Genomic DNA, 16332 nt, shown 5'->3' with positions numbered 1-16332 from the left:
GGCCGCTGCCCAGCGCGCGGCGGCACGACCCTTTCCATCCGACCGGGGCGGGCCCGCATGGACCTCATCCTCCAGCTTCTCTTCACAGGGATAGGTATCGGCGCCGTCTACGCCCTCGTGGCGCTCGGCTTCGTGCTGATCTTTCGCGCCACCAACGTGGTGAACTTCGCGCAAGGCGAGTTCTCGATGGTGGCGGCATTCCTGATGGTGGTCTTCGCCGTCGACCTGCAGTGGCCGTACTGGCTGTCGTTCCTCATTGCCATCGGGGGCATGGCGGTGCTGGGCGCGCTGTTCAACCTCGGCGTCTACTATCCCCTGCGCCACCGCACCTATCTGCCGGTGATCATCTCGACCATCGGCGCCTCGATCTTCCTCGCCAACACCACGCTCGCCCTCTACGGGCCGCAGCCGCAGGTGCTGCCGCCGGTGTTCGAGACGCAAGGCTTCCTGGTCGGCCCGGTCTTCCTCGACACCCAGTACCTCCTCATCATCGCCGTCACCGCGGTGCTGGTGGCGTTCCAGTACTGGTTCTTCGAGCACACCCTGATCGGCAAGAAGCTGCAGGCCACCTCCCAGGACAAGGAGATGGCCGCCCTCCTCGGCATCCCGGTCGCCGGGATGATCATGCTGACCTTCGTGTACAGCGCGGTGCTGGGGGGCATCGCCGGCATCCTGGTCGCACCGGTGCTGTTCGTGTCGATCCAGATGGGCGCCACCATCGCGCTCAAGGCCTTCGCCGCCACCATCATCGGCGGCTTCGGCGACGTCACCGGGGCGATCATCGGCGGGCTGGCGCTCGGCATCATCGAGACGTTCGGCGCCGCCTACATCTCGGTGCCCTACAAGGACGCCTTCGCCTTCATCGTCCTCGTCGCCTTCCTGGCCCTGCGCCCGCAGGGGATCTTCGGCGAACGCATCGCGGAGAAAGCATGACCGGCTCCCCTCGCCCCGTCGCGGCGGACCCGGCGTCCGCCCCCGCGGCCCCCGCGCGCCGCTTCCCCATCGGCACCCTCGCCTACGCGGTGCTCGCCGCCGCGGCGATCGCGCTGGCCGCCACGACGCCGTTCAGCGGCTACGTGCTCAACATCCTGATGCAGGCCGCGACCTACGCCATCGCGGTCATCGGGCTCACGGTCGTGCTGGGCCTGTGCGGGCAGATCAACCTCGCCCAGGCGGCGTTCTTCGGCATCGGCGCCTACGCGGTCGGCCTCGGCACCGTCGATCTCGGGGTCAGCTTCTGGCTCTGCCTGCCGGTCGGGCTGGTGCTGGCGCTCCTCCTCGGCGCGGTGCTGGGCGCCTCGACGCTGCGGCTCGGCGGCCATTACCTCGCCATGGTGACGATCTCGTTCCAGCAGATCCTGACCCTCGTCATGATCAACTGGATCCCGGTCACCCACGGGCCGGACGGCGTGCCGCGCATCCAGCGCCCCGGCCTGTTCTCCGACAGCCAGAGCTACCTGGCGCTCTGCGTCTTCGTGCTGGCGGTCGTCGCCTACGCGGTCTGGCGCATGCCCAAGACCCGGCTCGGCCGCGCCATGCGGGCGGTGCGCGACAACGAGCTGGCGGCGGGCGTCACCGGCATCGACATCTACCGCACCAAAGTGATGGCCTTCGCCATCGGGGCGCTGCTGGCCGGCCTCGGCGGCGGGCTGTTTGCCGGCAGCTTCACCTATATCAGCCCGGACCAGTTCTCCTTCGCCGAGTCGGTGGTGTTCCTGACCATGGCGCTCCTCGGCGGCGTCGGCTCGCCGGCCGGCGCGGTGATCGGCACCGGGCTCCTGATCCTGATCCCCGAGTGGCTGCGCTTCCTGAAAGAGATTCCGGGCCTCTACCTGGCGATCTACGGCCTCGCCGTGATCCTGATCGTGGTGTTCATGCCGGAGGGCATCTGGGGCTTCCTCGGCGACCAGGTGAAGCGCCTGCGGCCGCGCAAGCCCGCCCCGCCCCGGGCCCAGGAGCTGACGCTTACCCAGGATGCGGCCTCCGCCGCGCCGGTGCTCGAGGTCGAGGGCCTGTCCAAGCACTTCGGCGGCCTGAAAGCCGTGGACGAGGTGAGCTTCACGGTGACCCGCGGCGGCATCCACGCCCTGATCGGCCCCAACGGCTCAGGCAAGACCACGACGCTCAACGTGCTGTCGGGCCTCTACACGCCGACCGGCGGCCGGGTGCGGCTCAACGGGCAGGACATCACCCGCTTCGCGCCGCACCAGCGCGCGGGGGCCGGGCTCGGGCGGACGTTCCAGAACATTCGCCTCTTCCGCTCGATGAGCGCGCTCGAGAACGTGGTGATCGGCGCCGAGCGGCCGGGCAACGGCATCGTGGCGCACGATCGCCCCTCCCTCGAGGCGCGGGCGCGGGCGGCGCTCGCCTTCGTCGGGCTCGAGGCTCGCGCCGACGAGCCGGTCTCGTCCTTCTCCTACGGCCACCAGCGCCTGATCGAGATCGCCCGGGCGCTCGCCGGCAACCCGGTGCTGCTCCTCCTCGACGAGCCGGCGGCGGGCCTCAACTCGAGCGAGAAGAACGCGCTGACGGCGCTCCTGCGCCGGATGGCCGCCAAGGGCCTGACCATCCTGATCATCGACCACGACATGACCCTGGTGAGCGACGTGGCGAGCCACATCACGGTGCTGAACTTCGGTCGGCGCATCGCCGACGGGGTCACCGCCACGGTGCTGCGCGAGCCCGCGGTGATCGAGGCCTATCTCGGCCAGGAATCGGCCGAGGGTCCCGCCGTCGGCCTCAAGACCGACCTCGCCCCGGCCTGACGGGAGACACGACGATGGCACTCCTGGAGATCCGCGACCTGACCGTGCGCTACGGCGAGATCGAGGCCGTGCGCGGCATCTCGTTCTCGGTCGAGGCCGGCGAGGTCGTGACCCTGCTCGGCTCGAACGGGGCCGGCAAGTCGACCACGTTGAAGACCATCTCGGGGCTGGTGAAGCCCGCCGGCGGCGAGGTGCTGTTCGAGGGCCAGTCCCTTCTCGGCCTCAAGCCCGAGGAGATCGTGCGCCGCGGCGTGGCGCACGTGCCGGAGGGGCGCCGGGTCTTCCCGGGCCTCACGGTCCGCGAGAACATCATGCTCGGCGCCTCGAACCGGAAAGGGCTCTCGTCGCGCCAGATCCGCGACGAGGCCGAGGGGATGTTCGAGCTCTTCCCCGACATCCGCCGCTTCGGCGACGCGCTGGGCTGGACGCTCTCGGGCGGCCAGCTCCAGATGGTGGCGCTCGCCCGCGGGCTGATGGCCAAGCCCCGGATCCTGCTCCTCGACGAGCCGTCGCTCGGCCTCGCCCCGGTGATCGTCCAGGCGGTGTTCGGCATCATCGCCGAGGTGCGCCGGCGCGGCACCACCGTGCTCCTCGTCGAGCAGAACGCCCGTATGGGGCTCTCGGTCGCCGACCGCGGCTACGTGCTGGAGACCGGCCAGCTCGTGCTGAGCGGCGAGCCGCAGGCCCTCTGGGCCAACGACGACATCCGCGCCGCCTACCTGGGCGGCCGGGCCAAGGCCGAGGCCCTGGCGCATTGACGCGCCTGTGCCGGAGGCCCGCGCGGGCCTCCGGAGCGGCATGAGGAATTCGCGATGGCCCGACGGTCCCTCACGGCCGTATGATGGGCCCCTGAGGTTCATAAGGTCCCCCGATGTCCACCTCGACTCCGCTCCACCCCACCAACCCCCGCGTCGTGCGCCTCAGCCCCGAGGACAACGTCGTGGTGGCGGTGGATCCGATCGTGCCCGGCGCCGCCGTCGAGGGCGTGACCGCCACGGCGCGGGTGCCGCGGGGCCACAAGTTCGCGGTGGTGGCGATTCCCGAAGGCGCGCCGATCCGCAAGTTCGGCCAGATCATCGGCTTCGCCAGCCGGGCGATCGCCCCGGGCGAGTGGGTGCACGAGCACAATGTGGGCCTCGGCGAGGACAAGGGCGACTTCGCCCGCGACTACCGCTTCTGCGCCGAGGCGAAGCCCGTCGCGATGGTGCCGGAGGCTGAGCGCGCCACCTTCGAGGGCTACCGCCGGGCCGACGGACGGGTCGGCACCCGCAACTACGTCGGCGTGCTCACCTCCGTGAACTGCTCGGCCACGGTCGCCCGCTTCATCGCCGAAGAGGCGCGCCGCTCCGGCCTCCTCGACGAGTTCACAGGGATAGACGGCATCATTCCCCTCACCCACGGCACCGGCTGCGGCTACGACATCCAGGGCGAGGGCGCCGACATCCTCAAGCGCACCCTGTGGGGCTACGCCGCCAATCCCAACATGGGCGGCGTCATCATGGTGGGCTTGGGCTGCGAGGGCCTGCAGATCGACCGCTGGAAGCGCGCCTACGGCATCGAGGAGAGCGAGACCTTCCGCAGCTTCACCATCCAGGACACCGGCGGCACCCGCCGCACCATCGAGGCCGGCGTCGCGGCGCTGCGCGAGATGCTGCCGGCCGTCGCCAAGGCGAAGCGCGAGACCGTGCCGGCCTCCGAGCTGATGCTGGCGCTGCAATGCGGCGGCTCGGACGGGTATTCGGGCATCACGGCGAACCCGGCCCTCGGCGCCGCGGTCGACCGGCTGGTGGCCGAGGGCGGCACCGCGATCCTGTCCGAGACGCCGGAGATCTACGGCGCCGAGCACCTGCTGACCGCGCGCGCCGCGACGCCGGAGATCGGCCACAAGCTCGTCGAGATGATCCACTGGTGGGAGGCCTACACCGCCCGCAACGGCGGCGAGATGAACAACAACCCCTCCCCCGGCAACAAGGCCGGCGGCCTCACCACCATCCTGGAGAAGTCGCTGGGGGCCACCGCCAAGGGCGGCACCACGACGCTCCAGGGCGTCTATCGCTACGCCGAGCCGGTGACGGCCAAGGGCTTCGTCTACATGGACACGCCCGGCTTCGATCCGGTGGCGGCGACCGGCCAGGTCGCGGGCGGCGCCAACGTGCTGTGCTTCACCACCGGCCGCGGCTCGGCCTATGGCTGCAAGCCGACCCCGTCGATCAAGCTCGCCACCAACAGCGAGATGTACCGGCGGATGCAGGACGACATGGACATCGATTGCGGCGACGTGCTCGACGGCATCGCGATCGAGGAGAAGGGCCGCCAGATCTTCGAGACCATCCTGCGCGTGGCGTCGGGCGAGCGCACCAAGTCCGAGGGCTTCGGCTACGGCGACGCCGAGTTCGTGCCCTGGCAGATCGGCGCGGTGATGTAGCGGTGCGGTAGCGGCGAGGGCCGAACCGCATTATGGGGCGCTCCGGGGGCACAACGACAAGAAGGCCCCGGAGGACACCAGAATGACACCGGACGTGAGCAGCGGGAGCGATCTCACCCGCCGCCAATGGAAGATGACGCTGCTCGCGAGCCTCGGCGGCGGGCTCGAGTACTACGACTTCATCGTCTACGGGATCTTCGCCAAGGACATCGCCGCCGCCTTCTTCCCGGCGAGCGACCCGGTCGCGGCCCTGACCCTGTCGCTGGCGGTGTTCGCGGTCGGCTACCTCGCCCGGCCCCTCGGCGGCTTGGTGCTGAGCCATTTCGGCGACCGCTACGGCCGCAAGACCGTGTTCGTGGTCACGGTCTTCACCATGTCGGCCTGCACGCTCGGCATGGGGCTGGTGCCGTCCTACGCGACCTGGGGCGTGTGGGCGACGCTGCTCCTCGTCACGCTGCGCTTCGTGCAGGGTCTGTGCATTGGCGGCGAGCTGCCCGGCGCCATCACCTTCGTGGTCGAGACCGCCTCGCGCCGTCCGGGCCTCGCCTGCGGCATCGTCTTCTGCCTCGTCAACGGCGGCGTGCTGCTCGCGGCGCTGGTGAACCTCGCCCTGCAATCCTGGCTGCCGCCGGCTACCATGGCCGAGTACGGCTGGCGCATCGCCTTCCTGTTCGGCGGGGTCGTCGGGCTCGTCAGCTTCGTGCTGCGGCGCTCCTTGGAAGAGACACCCGAGTTCCTGCGCCTCCAGCACCGCGCCGCCCGCCGGCCGATCGGCGAGGTCCTGCGCCATCATCGCGGCCCGGTGCTGGTCGGCATCGGCGTCGTGGCGCTCACCGCCGGCTTCAACGGCATCCTGTTCGCCCACATGCCGGCCTACCTGATCCAGGTGCTGAAGTACCCGCCGCGCGAGGTGGCCCTGGCGATGAACGTGGCGCTCTTCGCCATGTCGGCCTCGCTGCTCTTCGCCTCGTTCTTCGCCGACCGGGTGCCGCCGCGCCGCCTGATGCAGGCCTCGGCCCTCATCGTCCTGATCGGGGTGATCCCGGCCTATCAGGTGTTGGCGCGGGGCGGGGCGAACCTGTTCGTGGTGCTGCCGCTCCTCACCATGGCGGTGGCCGGCGCCAATGGCAGCTTCGCCTTCCTGCTCGCCGGGCTCTTCCCCACGCGTGTGCGGTTCAGCGGCGTCGCGCTCTCGCTCAATGTCGGCTTCACGCTCCTGAGCGGCCTCGGGCCGCTCGCCGCCAACGCGCTGATCGGCGCCACCGGCTGGGCGGCGGCGCCGGGCCTCATTATCGCGGCCTCGGCGCTGATCGGGCTCGTGGTCGCGAGCCGGCTCTCCGACCGGCCGACGACGCTGGCCGAGGCCGTGCCGGCTTCCGGCTGAACCGGGATCGGACCGCCCGGGCGCCGGGCGGTCCGGTTCACGTCGCGCTCGGGCTCCGCCGGGCGATCCAGGCGCCCCAGAACAGGCTGGAGAAGAACCGCAGCGGCGGCGCGAAGCCGCTCTCGCGCAGGAGATCGGCCACCGCCTGCTCCGAATGCGGTGGGTCCGCGCCCTGCAGGATCCTGGCCCGCTTGGCCTCGACCTCGTCCGGTCCGGCGCCCTGCTGGCGCCAGCGCTCGCCCCAGGCGGCGAGCAGCAGTGGCTGGCTCGCGTAAGGCTGGTGGTTGCCGGCGAGGACCAGCGGCGCGCCCGGGCGCAGGCGCCGGGCGATATCGCGCAGGATCGCGCGCTTGGCCTCGTCCCCCGGCAGATGGTGGAGCACCCCGATCAGCGTCGCGGCGTCGAAGGTCTCGCCGTCCGGCAGGTCGCCGACGGTGCCGAGCACCACCTCCGTCCGCGCGTCGAGACCGCTCTCCTCCAGGCGGGCGCGGGCGAGCGCCAGCATCGGCTCGGAGGGATCGACCGCGGTGAAGTGCCAGCTCGGCTCGAGCGCCGCAGTGGTGACGACCTCCCGGGCACCCCCGCCGGCGCCGGCCACCAGGACCCGCGCCGCGCGGCCCGAACCGAGGGCGGCCGCCAGCATGCAGGCGGAGAGATCGTGGCAGGCGTCGTAGCCGGCGAGCGCGATGCGACTCTGCTGCTCGTATTCCCCGGCGCGCGAGGCGTCGAACTTCTGGGCGGAATCGGGCGCGGCGGTCACGGGGCTGCTCCGGTCATGACACGGAGCCGCGAATTGGACCCGATCGGAGCCGCTGCGCAAGCTGGCGAGGACCGACCGGGATCTTGAGGTTCGGGCGGCCAACCCGACCGCATGGCGGCCTGCCCGCGCTGGCGAGCGGGCCGCATCCCCGGTGGAGCCCCGTCACGAAGCGGGCATCCTGTCCGGGGACGGATGAGGATGCCACGATGGAAGCGCCGCCGTTGGTCGAGCCGGATCAGGAGCTTCTCGACGGCTACGTCATTCGTCTCCCATTCCCGATGGCACGTCGCGTCGAGGATGGTTCGCTCCTCTTTTGGCATACGCCCAAGAGGCTCACGTTCTGGATCGACGCGAGGCGACGCGACCTTGCCATCGATCCCCTGCCGGGCTGGATCGATCGACAGTCGGACGCGGCCTACGACATCGGCATCGAACGGTCGGGCTCGGCGATCCGCTACGGCTCCCGCCTCAATGAGGACGACGCTGACGATCCCCAACCCGCCTTCCACGGCTTCTTCGCCGAGGGCCGGACGGAGTTCCTGCTCGCGGCGTACTTCGATCGGGCGGAGGCGTTCGACGATGCTCTGAGCGCCTGGCGCAGCCTTCGCGCGGCCGGGTGATATTTCGCCGCCGTCGGACGGTGCGCCATCCTTGAGAGGCGGTTCCCGGCATCGCGGCGGAGTTTCTCGCGAGTGCTATCCGGAGCGGTGCGTTGCGGGTGCGATGACATCTGGTTTTGCCGGTCGCCGGACGGGACCGTTCTCCCCATCACGGTCCGCCGCCGGACGAGTCTGGAGCGAGGATGCACATGGGATATGCTCAAGACATGGCCGACCGACTGCCGGCCACGCTGCCGTTGCCGGACGAGTTCCGCGCCTTGTTCGACTGGATCGAGACGAATGGCTTCTTCATGCCGAGTACAGCTCATCCCGGCGACAGGCTCGGTCTGCTTGGCAGGGAGCCCGAGTTGCAATCCGGTCGGGTCACCGCGATCCTCTTTCGCGTCGCCACACCCGCACAGGCCCGCGATGATGGACGAGACTGGTTCGGGGACGCGATCCCGGACGTGGAGAAGCGGCTCGTGCCGTTCGCGCGAACGGGGGGCGACGGCTCCTACGTCGCTTTCTGGCTCGACGAGGACGGGCAGCGGCAGATCGTGCACCTCGGCTCGGAAGGGCTCGTCTGCCGCCTCGGACGCACGCCGCTTGATTTCCTGCGGCTGCTCGCCATCGGCTACGACGAGATCAGCGGAGACCGCCTCGACGATCCGGACGCGCCCCCTGGCAAGACGGGGCGCAACACGGCCTACCGTGCATGGCTGGTCGAACGCTTCGGGGTCTCCGTTCCCGCCAAGGACCGCGACATCCTGGGCGAGATCCCGAACGGCTTGGCCGGGACGTCCGACGATCCGTTCTGGCGCTGGGTTCAGCGGATTCTCAACGTCGATTCCCGAGAGACGGCAGGGCCGGGCCGCGCTCCGGCATCACGGTGATCGCCGACGGGATGAGCGCGCCGGTCGACGGGCTCAGCCCTCCGGATGCCGCTCGCGCCAGCGCGGGCCGGGGCCGCGCATGTAGTGCAGTTCGGGACGGTACGGATCCTGGAGCGTCGCGATGAGGTCCCGCCAACGCTGGGTGAGGCGTCCGACGAAAGCCATCAGCATGGAACCGTCCTCCTGCGCGCTGACTGATTCGCATTCGAGCCAGGCAGGGATCGTGCCGGCCGTTCCTTGCGAAACCCTTGCCGGGAGACTGGTCCGGGGTTTTGGCCAGAGTGCGACGGCGGCGTGGAGGGCTTAAGGCAGGATCCCGGCGAGCTTCAGCCCGCCCGCGGTAATCACCGCCAGCACGACGCCCCAGAGGTCGAGGGGCATCGCGGCCCACCAGGCGGTGCTCTCGGTCCGCGGCAGCGGCGCGTCCGGCGCCCGTGCGACGTCGTGCATGGGGTGTCTCCCTCGGGCCGCAATCAGCCGGCGCGTCCTCCGGGCGCCCGTCTCGCGCGGGCGTCCCTGCCTCAATCTACTGCATGGCGCTGCCGGCCGCAGCAGAAAGGCGCGAAATCGGCCAGGCCGCGGCGCTGAAAGATGCGCCGCCGTCGTGCGTTGCCCATGGAGTGTGCGTCGAGGTGCCGGTGGCGCCCGGCATGGCTGGGACGCCGCCGCTCGCCCCGACCCTTGCGCCGCACGCGCTTGCCGAGGGGCCGCCGCCCGTGCTCCGCTGACGCGACGCTGCTCCAGGACGTCCCGATGCCACCCTCCTCCGATCTCGTGATGATGCGCGCCACCGACCTCGCGCGGGCGATCCGCGACCGGGCCGTCTCGGCCCGCGAGGTGATGCAGGCCCATCTCGACCAGATCGCCCGGCACAACCCGGCCGTGACCGCGATCGTCTCGCTGCGCGACCCCGACATGCTGCTGGCCGAGGCGGAAGCGGCCGACCGGGAACTGGCGGAGCGCGGCCCGCGCGGGCCGCTCCACGGCCTGCCGCACGCGGTGAAGGACCTCTCCGCCACCGCGGGCCTGCGCACCACGCAAGGGTCCCCGCTGTTCCGCGACACCGTGCCGGAGGTCGACGCGCTCCACGTCGCGCGCCTCAGGGCAGCGGGCGCGATCCTCATCGGCAAGACCAACGTGCCGGAATTCGGCCTCGGCTCGCACAGCTACAACCCGGTCTTCGGGGTGACCCGCAACGCCTACGACCCGGCGAAGGCCGGCGGCGGCTCGAGCGGCGGGGCCGCGGTGGCGCTCGCCCTGCGGATGGTGCCGCTGGCCGACGGCAGCGACCATGGGGGCTCCCTGCGCAACCCGGCGGCCTGGAACAACGTGCTCGGCCTGCGCCCCGCCGCCGGCCGGGTGCCGGGCCACACCGAGGAGATTTTCCTGCCCCAGCTCGGGGTCAACGGACCGATGGCGCGCTCGACCGCCGACCTCGCCCTGCTGCTCTCGGTCCAGGCCGGCGACGACCCCCGCACCCCGAACGCGATCCGCCAGGACCCCGCATCGTTCGCCGCGCCGCGGCCGCGGGAGCTCAGGGGCCTGCGCGTCGGCTGGATCGGGGATTTCGGGGGTCACCTCGCCTTCGAGCCCGGCGTCCTCGATCTCTGCGAGGCCGGCCTCAAGGTCTTCGCCGCGCAGGGGGCCGCGGTCGAGCCGGTTCGTCCCGCCTTCGATCCGGAGGCGATCTGGCGCGCTTGGCTGGTGCTGCGCCAGTGGATCACCGGCGCCAACCTCTCGGCCCATTGGCGCGACCCGGAGAAGCGCGCCCTGATGAAGCCGGAGGCCGTCTGGGAGGTCGAGCAGGGCCAGAAGCTCTCGGCCTTCGACGTCCACGCCGCCAGCGTCACCCGCACCGCCTGGTACCATTGCGTGCGCGGGCTGTTCGAGCGCTTCGACGTGCTGGCGCTCCCCGCCGCCCAGGTCTTCCCGTTCGACGCCGGCCTCACCTGGCCGCGCAGCATCGACGGGCGGGCGATGGACACCTACCACCGCTGGATGGAGGTGGTGGTGCCCGGCACCCTGTCGGGCTGCCCGGTGATCAGCCTGCCGGTCGGCCTCAACCCCGCCGGCCTGCCGATGGGGATCCAGCTCATCGCCCCCAACCAGGCCGAGGCCGACCTCCTCGCCATCGCGGCGGCCTACGAGGCGGCGACCGGCTTCGACCGCACCCTGCCGCCGGCCCTGCGCGCCTGATCGCGGCGGCGTGAACAGGTTCGGCGGCCTGCCGCGCTTGCCGCCCCGCCGGGCGACGGCCATACATAGCGAGCAACAAGCTCGGCCACGCGAGAAGGCCGGCTGCCCGGAGGAGACCCTGATGAAGCCCTTCCTGATGGCGGCGCTCGCCGCCGGCGTGTCCTTCGCGGGAGCCGCCTTCGCACAAGTCGCCCTGGCGCAAGAGGCGGCGACCGCCGGCGACACCAAGGCCAAGGTCGACAACCTGGAGAAGCTCGGCAGCTTCAAGCAGACCGGCGTCGCCGAGCCGCCGCCGATCCCGCAGACCGGCCGGCGCGCCGACGCGATCAACCGCACGCTGCAGAAGATCAAGGTGCCGGACGGCTTCAAGATCGAGCTCTACGCCGTGGTGCCGGATGCCCGCGCCATGGCGGTCGGCCCCAATGCCGGCGTGGTCTTCGTCGGCACCCGCAAGTCCAAGGTCTACACGGTGACCGACCGCGACAAGGACCGGGTCGCCGACGAGGTGAAGGTCTACGCGCCGGGCGTCGACTTCAAGATCCCCAACGGCGTCTGCTTCTCCCGCGACGGCGTGCTGACCATCGTCGAGCAGAACCGGGTGCTGGCCTTCCCGGCGGCCGAGTTCTTCTACGAGGGGACGGACGGCCCGGCCGTCGTCGTGGTCAAGCAGGGCGAGCTGATCCCGCCGGCGGAGGAGAGCTACAACCACACCGCCCGGATCTGCCGCATCGGGCCGGACGGCAAGCTCTACGTCTCGCTCGGCCAGCCCTACAACGTGCCGCCGAAGGACAAGGCCGACCTCTACGCCAGGACCGGCATCGGCGGCATCATCCGCATGGACGCCGACGGCAAGAACCGCGAGGTCTACGCCACCGGCATCCGCAACTCGGTCGGCATGGACTTCGCTCCGGACAAGACGCTGTGGTTCACCGACAACCAGGTCGACGGCATGGGCGACGACCAGCCGCCGGGCGAGCTGAACCAGATCACCAAGCCGGGCCAGAACTTCGGCTTCCCGTGGTACGGCGGCGGCAATGTCCGCACGGTCGAGTACAAGGACGACAAGATCCCGGCGGACGTCGTGCCGCCGAAGGCGGAGCTCCCGCCCCATGCCGCCGACCTCGGCATGATCGTCTACAAGGGCAAGTCGTTCCCGGAGAAGTACCGCGGCGGCATCTTCACCGCCGAGCACGGCTCGTGGAACCGCACCACGCCGATCGGCGCCCGGGTGATGTTCGTGCCGGTCAACAAGGACGGCACCGCGGGCAAGCCCGAGCCCTTCGCCGAGGGCTGGCTGACCGAGGGCGGCGAGTATCTCGGCCGTCCGGTCGACGTCGCGACGCTGCCGGACGGCTCGCTGCTGGTCTCCGACGACACCGCGGGCGCGATCTACCGCATCTCCTACGAGAAGTAGGTCCTTTGCGGGGGCGGCCGTCCGGCTGCCCCTTCCCCGTTCCCAGGTGATGCTCATGACCCGCTCCCTCGCCCTCCCAGTCGCGCTGCTGCTCGCCGCCACGGCGCCCGCGCTCGCCGGGGACGCCAAGGCCGGCCGGGCCAAGGCGGTGGGCTGCCAGGCCTGCCACGGCCTCGACGGCCTCTCGAAGCTGCCCGACGCCCCCAACCTCGCCGGCCAGGTCGAGCCCTACCTCGTCAAGGCGCTGACCGAGTTCCGCAACGGCACCCGCAAGAACGAGGTGATGTCCGTGGCGGCGCAGGACCTGACGGACGCCGACATCGAGAACCTGGCGGCGTATTACAGCGGGATCCAGATCGATGTGATTCCGCCGGGCTGAGTTCCGGTCGGACATCGCATGGCTCGGCGGCGGCCTCGATCACGGCCCATCGCTTGAGGAGCGTCCGCCGGGAGTCCGCTGTGAGGAGCAGTCCCCTGCATCGCGGGCATCAGCGATCGGTACTGGCAAGGCGTTGAATGAGCCCGCGATTGGCGGCGACGATCTGCCAGGCGATCGACGTGTTGCGGTCATCGCTGGCATCGAGCCAGTGATCCAGGGCTCGCATGGCCGTCGGCACGCGCCATTCTCGCATGCCGAACGCGTATTTCTCGGCGAAATCCGGGTGGGACGTGTCGCGTTCGAGGACGGCCAGCATCGCGGTCTGGCATTCCGGCAGGGCGGCCTCGTAGTAGGTCCAGGCGCCTGACCGAATTCCTTGCGCAAACCACGCGACCCGCTCGACGATGCTGAACGCCGCGTCCGGGAAGCCGTAAGTCGGCGCGTGTGACTGGAAATACCGAGAACCGCAAAGCACGCCGGAAATCCAGACCAGATCCTGATAATCGCGCGTTTCGCACATCCGGTCGAGATAGTGCGTCGGGATGATCGCCGGCATGGTCCGCCTCGTCAGGGAGATACAAGGACCCTTCGTCGGGTCGACGGACTGGTCGACTCCCGCTCCCCGCAGGATCGAGGTGTGGCCCGCGTCATCCGCTCCGTGGTGCAGGTCCGAGCCTGCAGGCTCATCCCGGTCCTGACCTGTGCCACGTCCGGGCCGGGACGCGGATGGCCCCCCTCACTTGCGGGGCGCTACCGGGTGAGGCGCTCGGGCACGTCACCCCGAAAGCTCCGCTACGGTGTCCAGTCGAAGGAGCAGGCCGCCTCGACGTTGACCTTCGTGCCGTTCGCCTTGAGCAGTGCGGCGTCGATGCCGTTCAGCAGCGCGAACCGGTAGCGGCCCGCCTCCAGGAACAGCACCTCAGGCTTGCCGCTGCGGGGACGAAGACCGTCGAGGGTGTCGGAGCTGACGGTGAACCGGCGCCGGGTGCGCGCCTTCGACCAGGAAGTCGCGTGAGAGGGGACCATGATGTCCTCGGACTCGCTCGCGTCCGCATAGGGCGAGTAGATTTCCAGCAGCCCGCGCTCCGGCGTGACGACGGCCAGCACGCGGCGCCGTGCGGCCGGTTCCTCGGGGAGCGTCAGCGTCAGCGTGCGCGATGCGGCGTCGGCGCCGCTGATCGTCGGGGGCGAGCAGTCCATTTCGCCGAAGCCGCCCGAGGCCCCGAACGCGACCTTCTTCTCCCCTGCCACGGCTCGCGTCAGATCGGCAGTGTAGAGGGCGGCGAGACCCGACGATCGGACCGGCTCGGTCCGGACTTCGGCCGTCGATGGCGGTGCGGGCGCCGCATCGCGACGATCCAGCAGCCCGGCCCGCGGACTGCCGGTCTGAACGCATCCGACGATCAGCCCGAGCGCGACGGCGATGCCCGACCTGGACAGGTTGCGACGTTCAACGGTCCACGTTCCGGACATGAGGCAGCCACCCGATCGATCCCGTCCTCGTTCATCCAAGGCTCCCGCGTCGAACACGCGTCATGGAGGGCCACGCGCCCCCGTCCGGCTGTGTGAGGGCCACTCGGCGGAGCGATCCGAGCCTGCCCTGCCGCCGGTCACGCGCGGTCAAGCCGAGCGGGTCTGCTCCTGGGGCCCCACCCGCGCGATGACCGCCACCGGCCCGCCGCCATCCGGCCCCTGGTGCTCCGCCCCGCCCGACACGAACAGGTCGGTCCGCCCGATCGCGGCTGCCGCGACGCCGCCGACCAGCGCCCGGGCGTGGCGGGTGGCGTTGATGTCGCTGTCGTCGTTCATGATGTGGCGCTGCCCGCGGATCAGCCCGTCGCGGGTCGGCTCGGCCTTGGCCAGCAGGGCGACGACCCGTGCGGAGGCCTCCGGCGGGAGCTGGCCGCCCGTCGGCAGGCCGAGATCGGCGAGCGCGCCCTGGATCGCCGAGAAGTCGATGCCGTCGCGCATGACCCGGTGGGCGATGCGCAGGGGACCGCTCCACCCGGGCGCGTTGCCGAGCACGATGACCTCGTTGCGCATCAGCTCGATCCCCGCCGAGGCGCTGGCCCGGCCGGAGCAGAGGTCGGTGCGGGTGCCGATCGCCGCGTCGTCGAGGGCCGCGTCCGCGACCTCGCCGAGCGCCAGCCCGATCCCGAGGGCGGAGGCGCCGCGGGACAGGCCCATTGAGGCGTAAGTGTCGTGGGTGGCGACGCTCTCGCCGCGGGAGGCCGCCTCCTGGATGCGGGCGCTGGTGAGGAGCGGGCACTTCACCTGCACGAAGTGCACGTCGGCGGCGTCCGCGAGGCCGGCCGCCGCCATGGCGCGCCCGACCGCGGCCGCGGTCGCCCGCACCTGTGCCATGCGGCCGATCTCCTCCGGCAGGAAGTCGTCGGTGAAGGCGGTGCCGACGGCGAGCGCCCGGCCCTCGGCCATAGGCCCCTCGCGCCGGGCGACGATCAGGAGGTGGGGCGAGAGCCCGCCCTCGGTGCCGCCGGACATCACCAGGGCGACCCGGGCGCCGACGGACGCGGGCGGAAGCCCGAGGCGGGCGCCGAGCGCCGCCTCCAGCGCCATCACGGCGAGCGGCCGGGTGAAGTCGTTGACGCAGCCGTTGCCCTCGGTCTTGCCGAACACCGCGACGATCTCCTGCGCCGCGACGGCGCCGGACTCGATCAGGGCCTCGAGGCCGGAGACGTCGGCGGGGTGCCGGGTCGGCACGCGGAAGACGAGGCATTCGGGCATCGGGGACTCACGCGGCGCTCCGGATCGTTCGGCCGAGGGCGGTGGACGCCGGCCCGCGCCGCGGCGCCGGGCGGGTGCAACTTCGCGGCCAACTATGCCCCCGCCGCCACAAGCCTGGCCATATCCATGGTGCACCGCCCGGCCCGGGTAGCCGGGCCGGGGGCGGATGCGCTAGTCTGGTGTCCCGTGCCCGGGAGGTCTGCAACTCGATGCCGATACCGTTGAGCCGCAACCGGCCCGCCGTGTCCGCACGGGGTGCCGCGCCGTGCCGGACCCGGAGGTCGACCCTCGCGGCGTCCGCCCGGATCGCAGTGGCCGCCGGATGAGCTTCGTCGGCCCCATGCCCGGCGCGGCCCCGCGCAGGGTGTTGATCTACTCGCACGACACGTTCGGGCTCGGGCACCTGCGCCGGGCGCGGGCGATCGCCCACGCCCTGGTGGCGGAGGCGCCGGAGCGGCGGGGGCTGATCCTGTCCCGCTCGCCCGGGGGGCCCCGCCTCCCCCTCGCCCCCCGGGGGACCTGCCGCCGGCTGCCGGGCGTGACCAAGCTCGCCAGCGGCGAGTACCAGAGCCTCGGCCCCCGCCCCCCCCCCCCCCGGGGGGGCCATGATGGCGGATTCCCCCCGCTTCGCCGCGACGCCCCCGCACAACCCCCACGTCGCTTTCGACGGGGCGCTGACGGTGGGCTCCCGCCGCCACGTCTTCTTCGGGGCGAACGCCTTCGGCGCCCTGACCCGGCGCGCCCGGCACGGGGGGCTCGACCCCTACGAATG

Annotated in this window: 17 protein-coding genes; 11 read left to right on the top strand and 6 right to left on the bottom strand. The window is 71.4% G+C overall.

What is annotated here, in order from left to right; genetic code table 11:
• The first annotated feature begins 57 nt into the window (after positions 1–57).
• The 5 genes from VQ02_RS04685 (at position 58) to VQ02_RS04665 (ending at position 6574) form a co-directional block, all read left to right on the top strand.
• Positions 58–933, top strand: a complete 876-nt coding sequence (locus tag VQ02_RS04685) for a branched-chain amino acid ABC transporter permease (RefSeq protein WP_048443005.1) — start codon at positions 58–60, stop codon at positions 931–933.
• Positions 930–2765, top strand: coding sequence for a branched-chain amino acid ABC transporter ATP-binding protein/permease (locus VQ02_RS04680; RefSeq protein WP_048443004.1), 1836 nt, complete (start codon positions 930–932; stop codon positions 2763–2765). The genes VQ02_RS04685 and VQ02_RS04680 overlap by 4 nt, the downstream gene beginning before the upstream one ends.
• 14 nt (positions 2766–2779) lie before the next feature.
• Positions 2780–3523, top strand: coding sequence for an ABC transporter ATP-binding protein (locus tag VQ02_RS04675; RefSeq protein ID WP_048443003.1), 744 nt, complete (start codon positions 2780–2782; stop codon positions 3521–3523).
• 113 nt (positions 3524–3636) lie between these two features.
• Positions 3637–5190: a UxaA family hydrolase gene (locus tag VQ02_RS04670; RefSeq protein WP_048443002.1), complete on the top strand. Its 1554-nt coding sequence runs from the start codon at positions 3637–3639 to the stop codon at positions 5188–5190.
• A gap of 82 nt (positions 5191–5272) precedes the next feature.
• Positions 5273–6574, top strand: coding sequence for an MFS transporter (locus VQ02_RS04665; RefSeq protein WP_048443001.1), 1302 nt, complete (start codon positions 5273–5275; stop codon positions 6572–6574).
• 37 nt (positions 6575–6611) lie between these two features.
• Here the strand turns inward: VQ02_RS04665 and VQ02_RS04660 are convergent, their stop codons facing one another.
• Positions 6612–7334: a class I SAM-dependent methyltransferase gene (locus VQ02_RS04660; RefSeq protein WP_048443000.1), complete on the bottom strand. Its 723-nt coding sequence runs from the start codon at positions 7332–7334 to the stop codon at positions 6612–6614.
• A 206-nt stretch (positions 7335–7540) separates the two neighbouring features.
• Here VQ02_RS04660 and VQ02_RS04655 point away from each other — a divergent pair, with 206 nt between their 5' ends.
• Positions 7541–7954: a hypothetical protein gene (locus VQ02_RS04655; protein ID WP_048442999.1), complete on the top strand. Its 414-nt coding sequence runs from the start codon at positions 7541–7543 to the stop codon at positions 7952–7954.
• Between the two features lie 206 nt (positions 7955–8160).
• Positions 8161–8826, top strand: coding sequence for a hypothetical protein (locus VQ02_RS34600; protein ID WP_053080231.1), 666 nt, complete (start codon positions 8161–8163; stop codon positions 8824–8826).
• A 33-nt stretch (positions 8827–8859) separates the two neighbouring features.
• Here VQ02_RS34600 and VQ02_RS38045 read toward each other — a convergent pair whose 3' ends face one another.
• Together VQ02_RS38045 and VQ02_RS36715 are read right to left on the bottom strand one after the other, a co-directional pair.
• Positions 8860–8997 carry a hypothetical protein gene (locus VQ02_RS38045; protein ID WP_167350708.1) on the bottom strand — a complete coding sequence of 46 codons (138 nt, stop codon included), beginning with the start codon at positions 8995–8997 and terminating at the stop codon, positions 8860–8862.
• Positions 8998–9129: 132 nt separating this feature from the next.
• Complete coding sequence (locus VQ02_RS36715) at positions 9130–9276, bottom strand: hypothetical protein (RefSeq protein WP_157080497.1); 147 nt, start codon at positions 9274–9276, stop codon at positions 9130–9132.
• A gap of 83 nt (positions 9277–9359) precedes the next feature.
• On the opposite strand from VQ02_RS36715, the gene VQ02_RS36710 reads away from it, so the two are divergent.
• From VQ02_RS36710 to VQ02_RS04635, 4 genes are all read left to right on the top strand, one after another.
• Positions 9360–9554, top strand: a complete 195-nt coding sequence (locus tag VQ02_RS36710) for a hypothetical protein (RefSeq protein WP_157080496.1) — start codon at positions 9360–9362, stop codon at positions 9552–9554.
• A gap of 25 nt (positions 9555–9579) precedes the next feature.
• Positions 9580–11022, top strand: coding sequence for an amidase (locus VQ02_RS04645; protein WP_048442998.1), 1443 nt, complete (start codon positions 9580–9582; stop codon positions 11020–11022).
• Positions 11023–11143: 121 nt separating this feature from the next.
• Positions 11144–12436: a PQQ-dependent sugar dehydrogenase gene (locus VQ02_RS04640; RefSeq protein WP_048442997.1), complete on the top strand. Its 1293-nt coding sequence runs from the start codon at positions 11144–11146 to the stop codon at positions 12434–12436.
• Between the two features lie 55 nt (positions 12437–12491).
• Entirely contained in the window at positions 12492–12815 is a 324-nt protein-coding gene (locus tag VQ02_RS04635; protein WP_048442996.1) for a c-type cytochrome, read from the top strand.
• Between the two features lie 109 nt (positions 12816–12924).
• Here VQ02_RS04635 and VQ02_RS04630 read toward each other — a convergent pair whose 3' ends face one another.
• The 3 genes from VQ02_RS04630 to atzD all read right to left on the bottom strand — a co-directional run bounded on the left by VQ02_RS04630 (position 12925) and on the right by atzD (position 15560).
• Complete coding sequence (locus VQ02_RS04630; protein WP_048442995.1) at positions 12925–13371, bottom strand: hypothetical protein; 447 nt, start codon at positions 13369–13371, stop codon at positions 12925–12927.
• Between the two features lie 236 nt (positions 13372–13607).
• The gene (locus VQ02_RS04625; RefSeq protein ID WP_157080495.1) at positions 13608–14288 is read right to left on the bottom strand and encodes a hypothetical protein; all 681 of its coding nucleotides are present in this window, start codon (positions 14286–14288) and stop codon (positions 13608–13610) included.
• A gap of 147 nt (positions 14289–14435) precedes the next feature.
• Positions 14436–15560: a cyanuric acid amidohydrolase gene (gene atzD / locus VQ02_RS04620; protein WP_048442993.1), complete on the bottom strand. Its 1125-nt coding sequence runs from the start codon at positions 15558–15560 to the stop codon at positions 14436–14438.
• Positions 15561–16332 lie beyond the last annotated feature (772 nt).

Origin of the sequence: Methylobacterium variabile (assembly GCF_001043975.1) — a bacterium.
GTDB lineage: Bacteria > Pseudomonadota > Alphaproteobacteria > Rhizobiales > Beijerinckiaceae > Methylobacterium > Methylobacterium variabile.
This window is presented reverse-complemented; position numbering and strand designations above follow the sequence as displayed.

Bases quoted from the DNA above. Each gene is read 5' to 3' on its own strand.
- VQ02_RS04675 (WP_048443003.1), top strand. From the start codon at position 2,780: ATGGCACTCCTGGAGATCCGCGACCTGACCGTGCGCTACGGCGAGATC.
- VQ02_RS04640 (WP_048442997.1), top strand. From the start codon at position 11,144: ATGAAGCCCTTCCTGATGGCGGCGCTCGCCGCCGGCGTGTCCTTCGCG.
- VQ02_RS34600 (WP_053080231.1), top strand. From the start codon at position 8,161: ATGGCCGACCGACTGCCGGCCACGCTGCCGTTGCCGGACGAGTTCCGC.
- VQ02_RS04685 (WP_048443005.1), top strand. From the start codon at position 58: ATGGACCTCATCCTCCAGCTTCTCTTCACAGGGATAGGTATCGGCGCC.
- VQ02_RS04670 (WP_048443002.1), top strand. From the start codon at position 3,637: ATGTCCACCTCGACTCCGCTCCACCCCACCAACCCCCGCGTCGTGCGC.
- VQ02_RS04635 (WP_048442996.1), top strand. From the start codon at position 12,492: ATGACCCGCTCCCTCGCCCTCCCAGTCGCGCTGCTGCTCGCCGCCACG.
- VQ02_RS04645 (WP_048442998.1), top strand. From the start codon at position 9,580: ATGCCACCCTCCTCCGATCTCGTGATGATGCGCGCCACCGACCTCGCG.
- VQ02_RS38045 (WP_167350708.1), bottom strand. From the start codon at position 8,997: ATGCTGATGGCTTTCGTCGGACGCCTCACCCAGCGTTGGCGGGACCTC.
- VQ02_RS04665 (WP_048443001.1), top strand. From the start codon at position 5,273: ATGACACCGGACGTGAGCAGCGGGAGCGATCTCACCCGCCGCCAATGG.
- VQ02_RS04625 (WP_157080495.1), bottom strand. From the start codon at position 14,288: ATGTCCGGAACGTGGACCGTTGAACGTCGCAACCTGTCCAGGTCGGGC.
- atzD (WP_048442993.1), bottom strand. From the start codon at position 15,560: ATGCCCGAATGCCTCGTCTTCCGCGTGCCGACCCGGCACCCCGCCGAC.
- VQ02_RS04630 (WP_048442995.1), bottom strand. From the start codon at position 13,371: ATGCCGGCGATCATCCCGACGCACTATCTCGACCGGATGTGCGAAACG.
- VQ02_RS36710 (WP_157080496.1), top strand. From the start codon at position 9,360: ATGGCGCTGCCGGCCGCAGCAGAAAGGCGCGAAATCGGCCAGGCCGCG.
- VQ02_RS04655 (WP_048442999.1), top strand. From the start codon at position 7,541: ATGGAAGCGCCGCCGTTGGTCGAGCCGGATCAGGAGCTTCTCGACGGC.
- VQ02_RS04680 (WP_048443004.1), top strand. From the start codon at position 930: ATGACCGGCTCCCCTCGCCCCGTCGCGGCGGACCCGGCGTCCGCCCCC.
- VQ02_RS36715 (WP_157080497.1), bottom strand. From the start codon at position 9,276: ATGCACGACGTCGCACGGGCGCCGGACGCGCCGCTGCCGCGGACCGAG.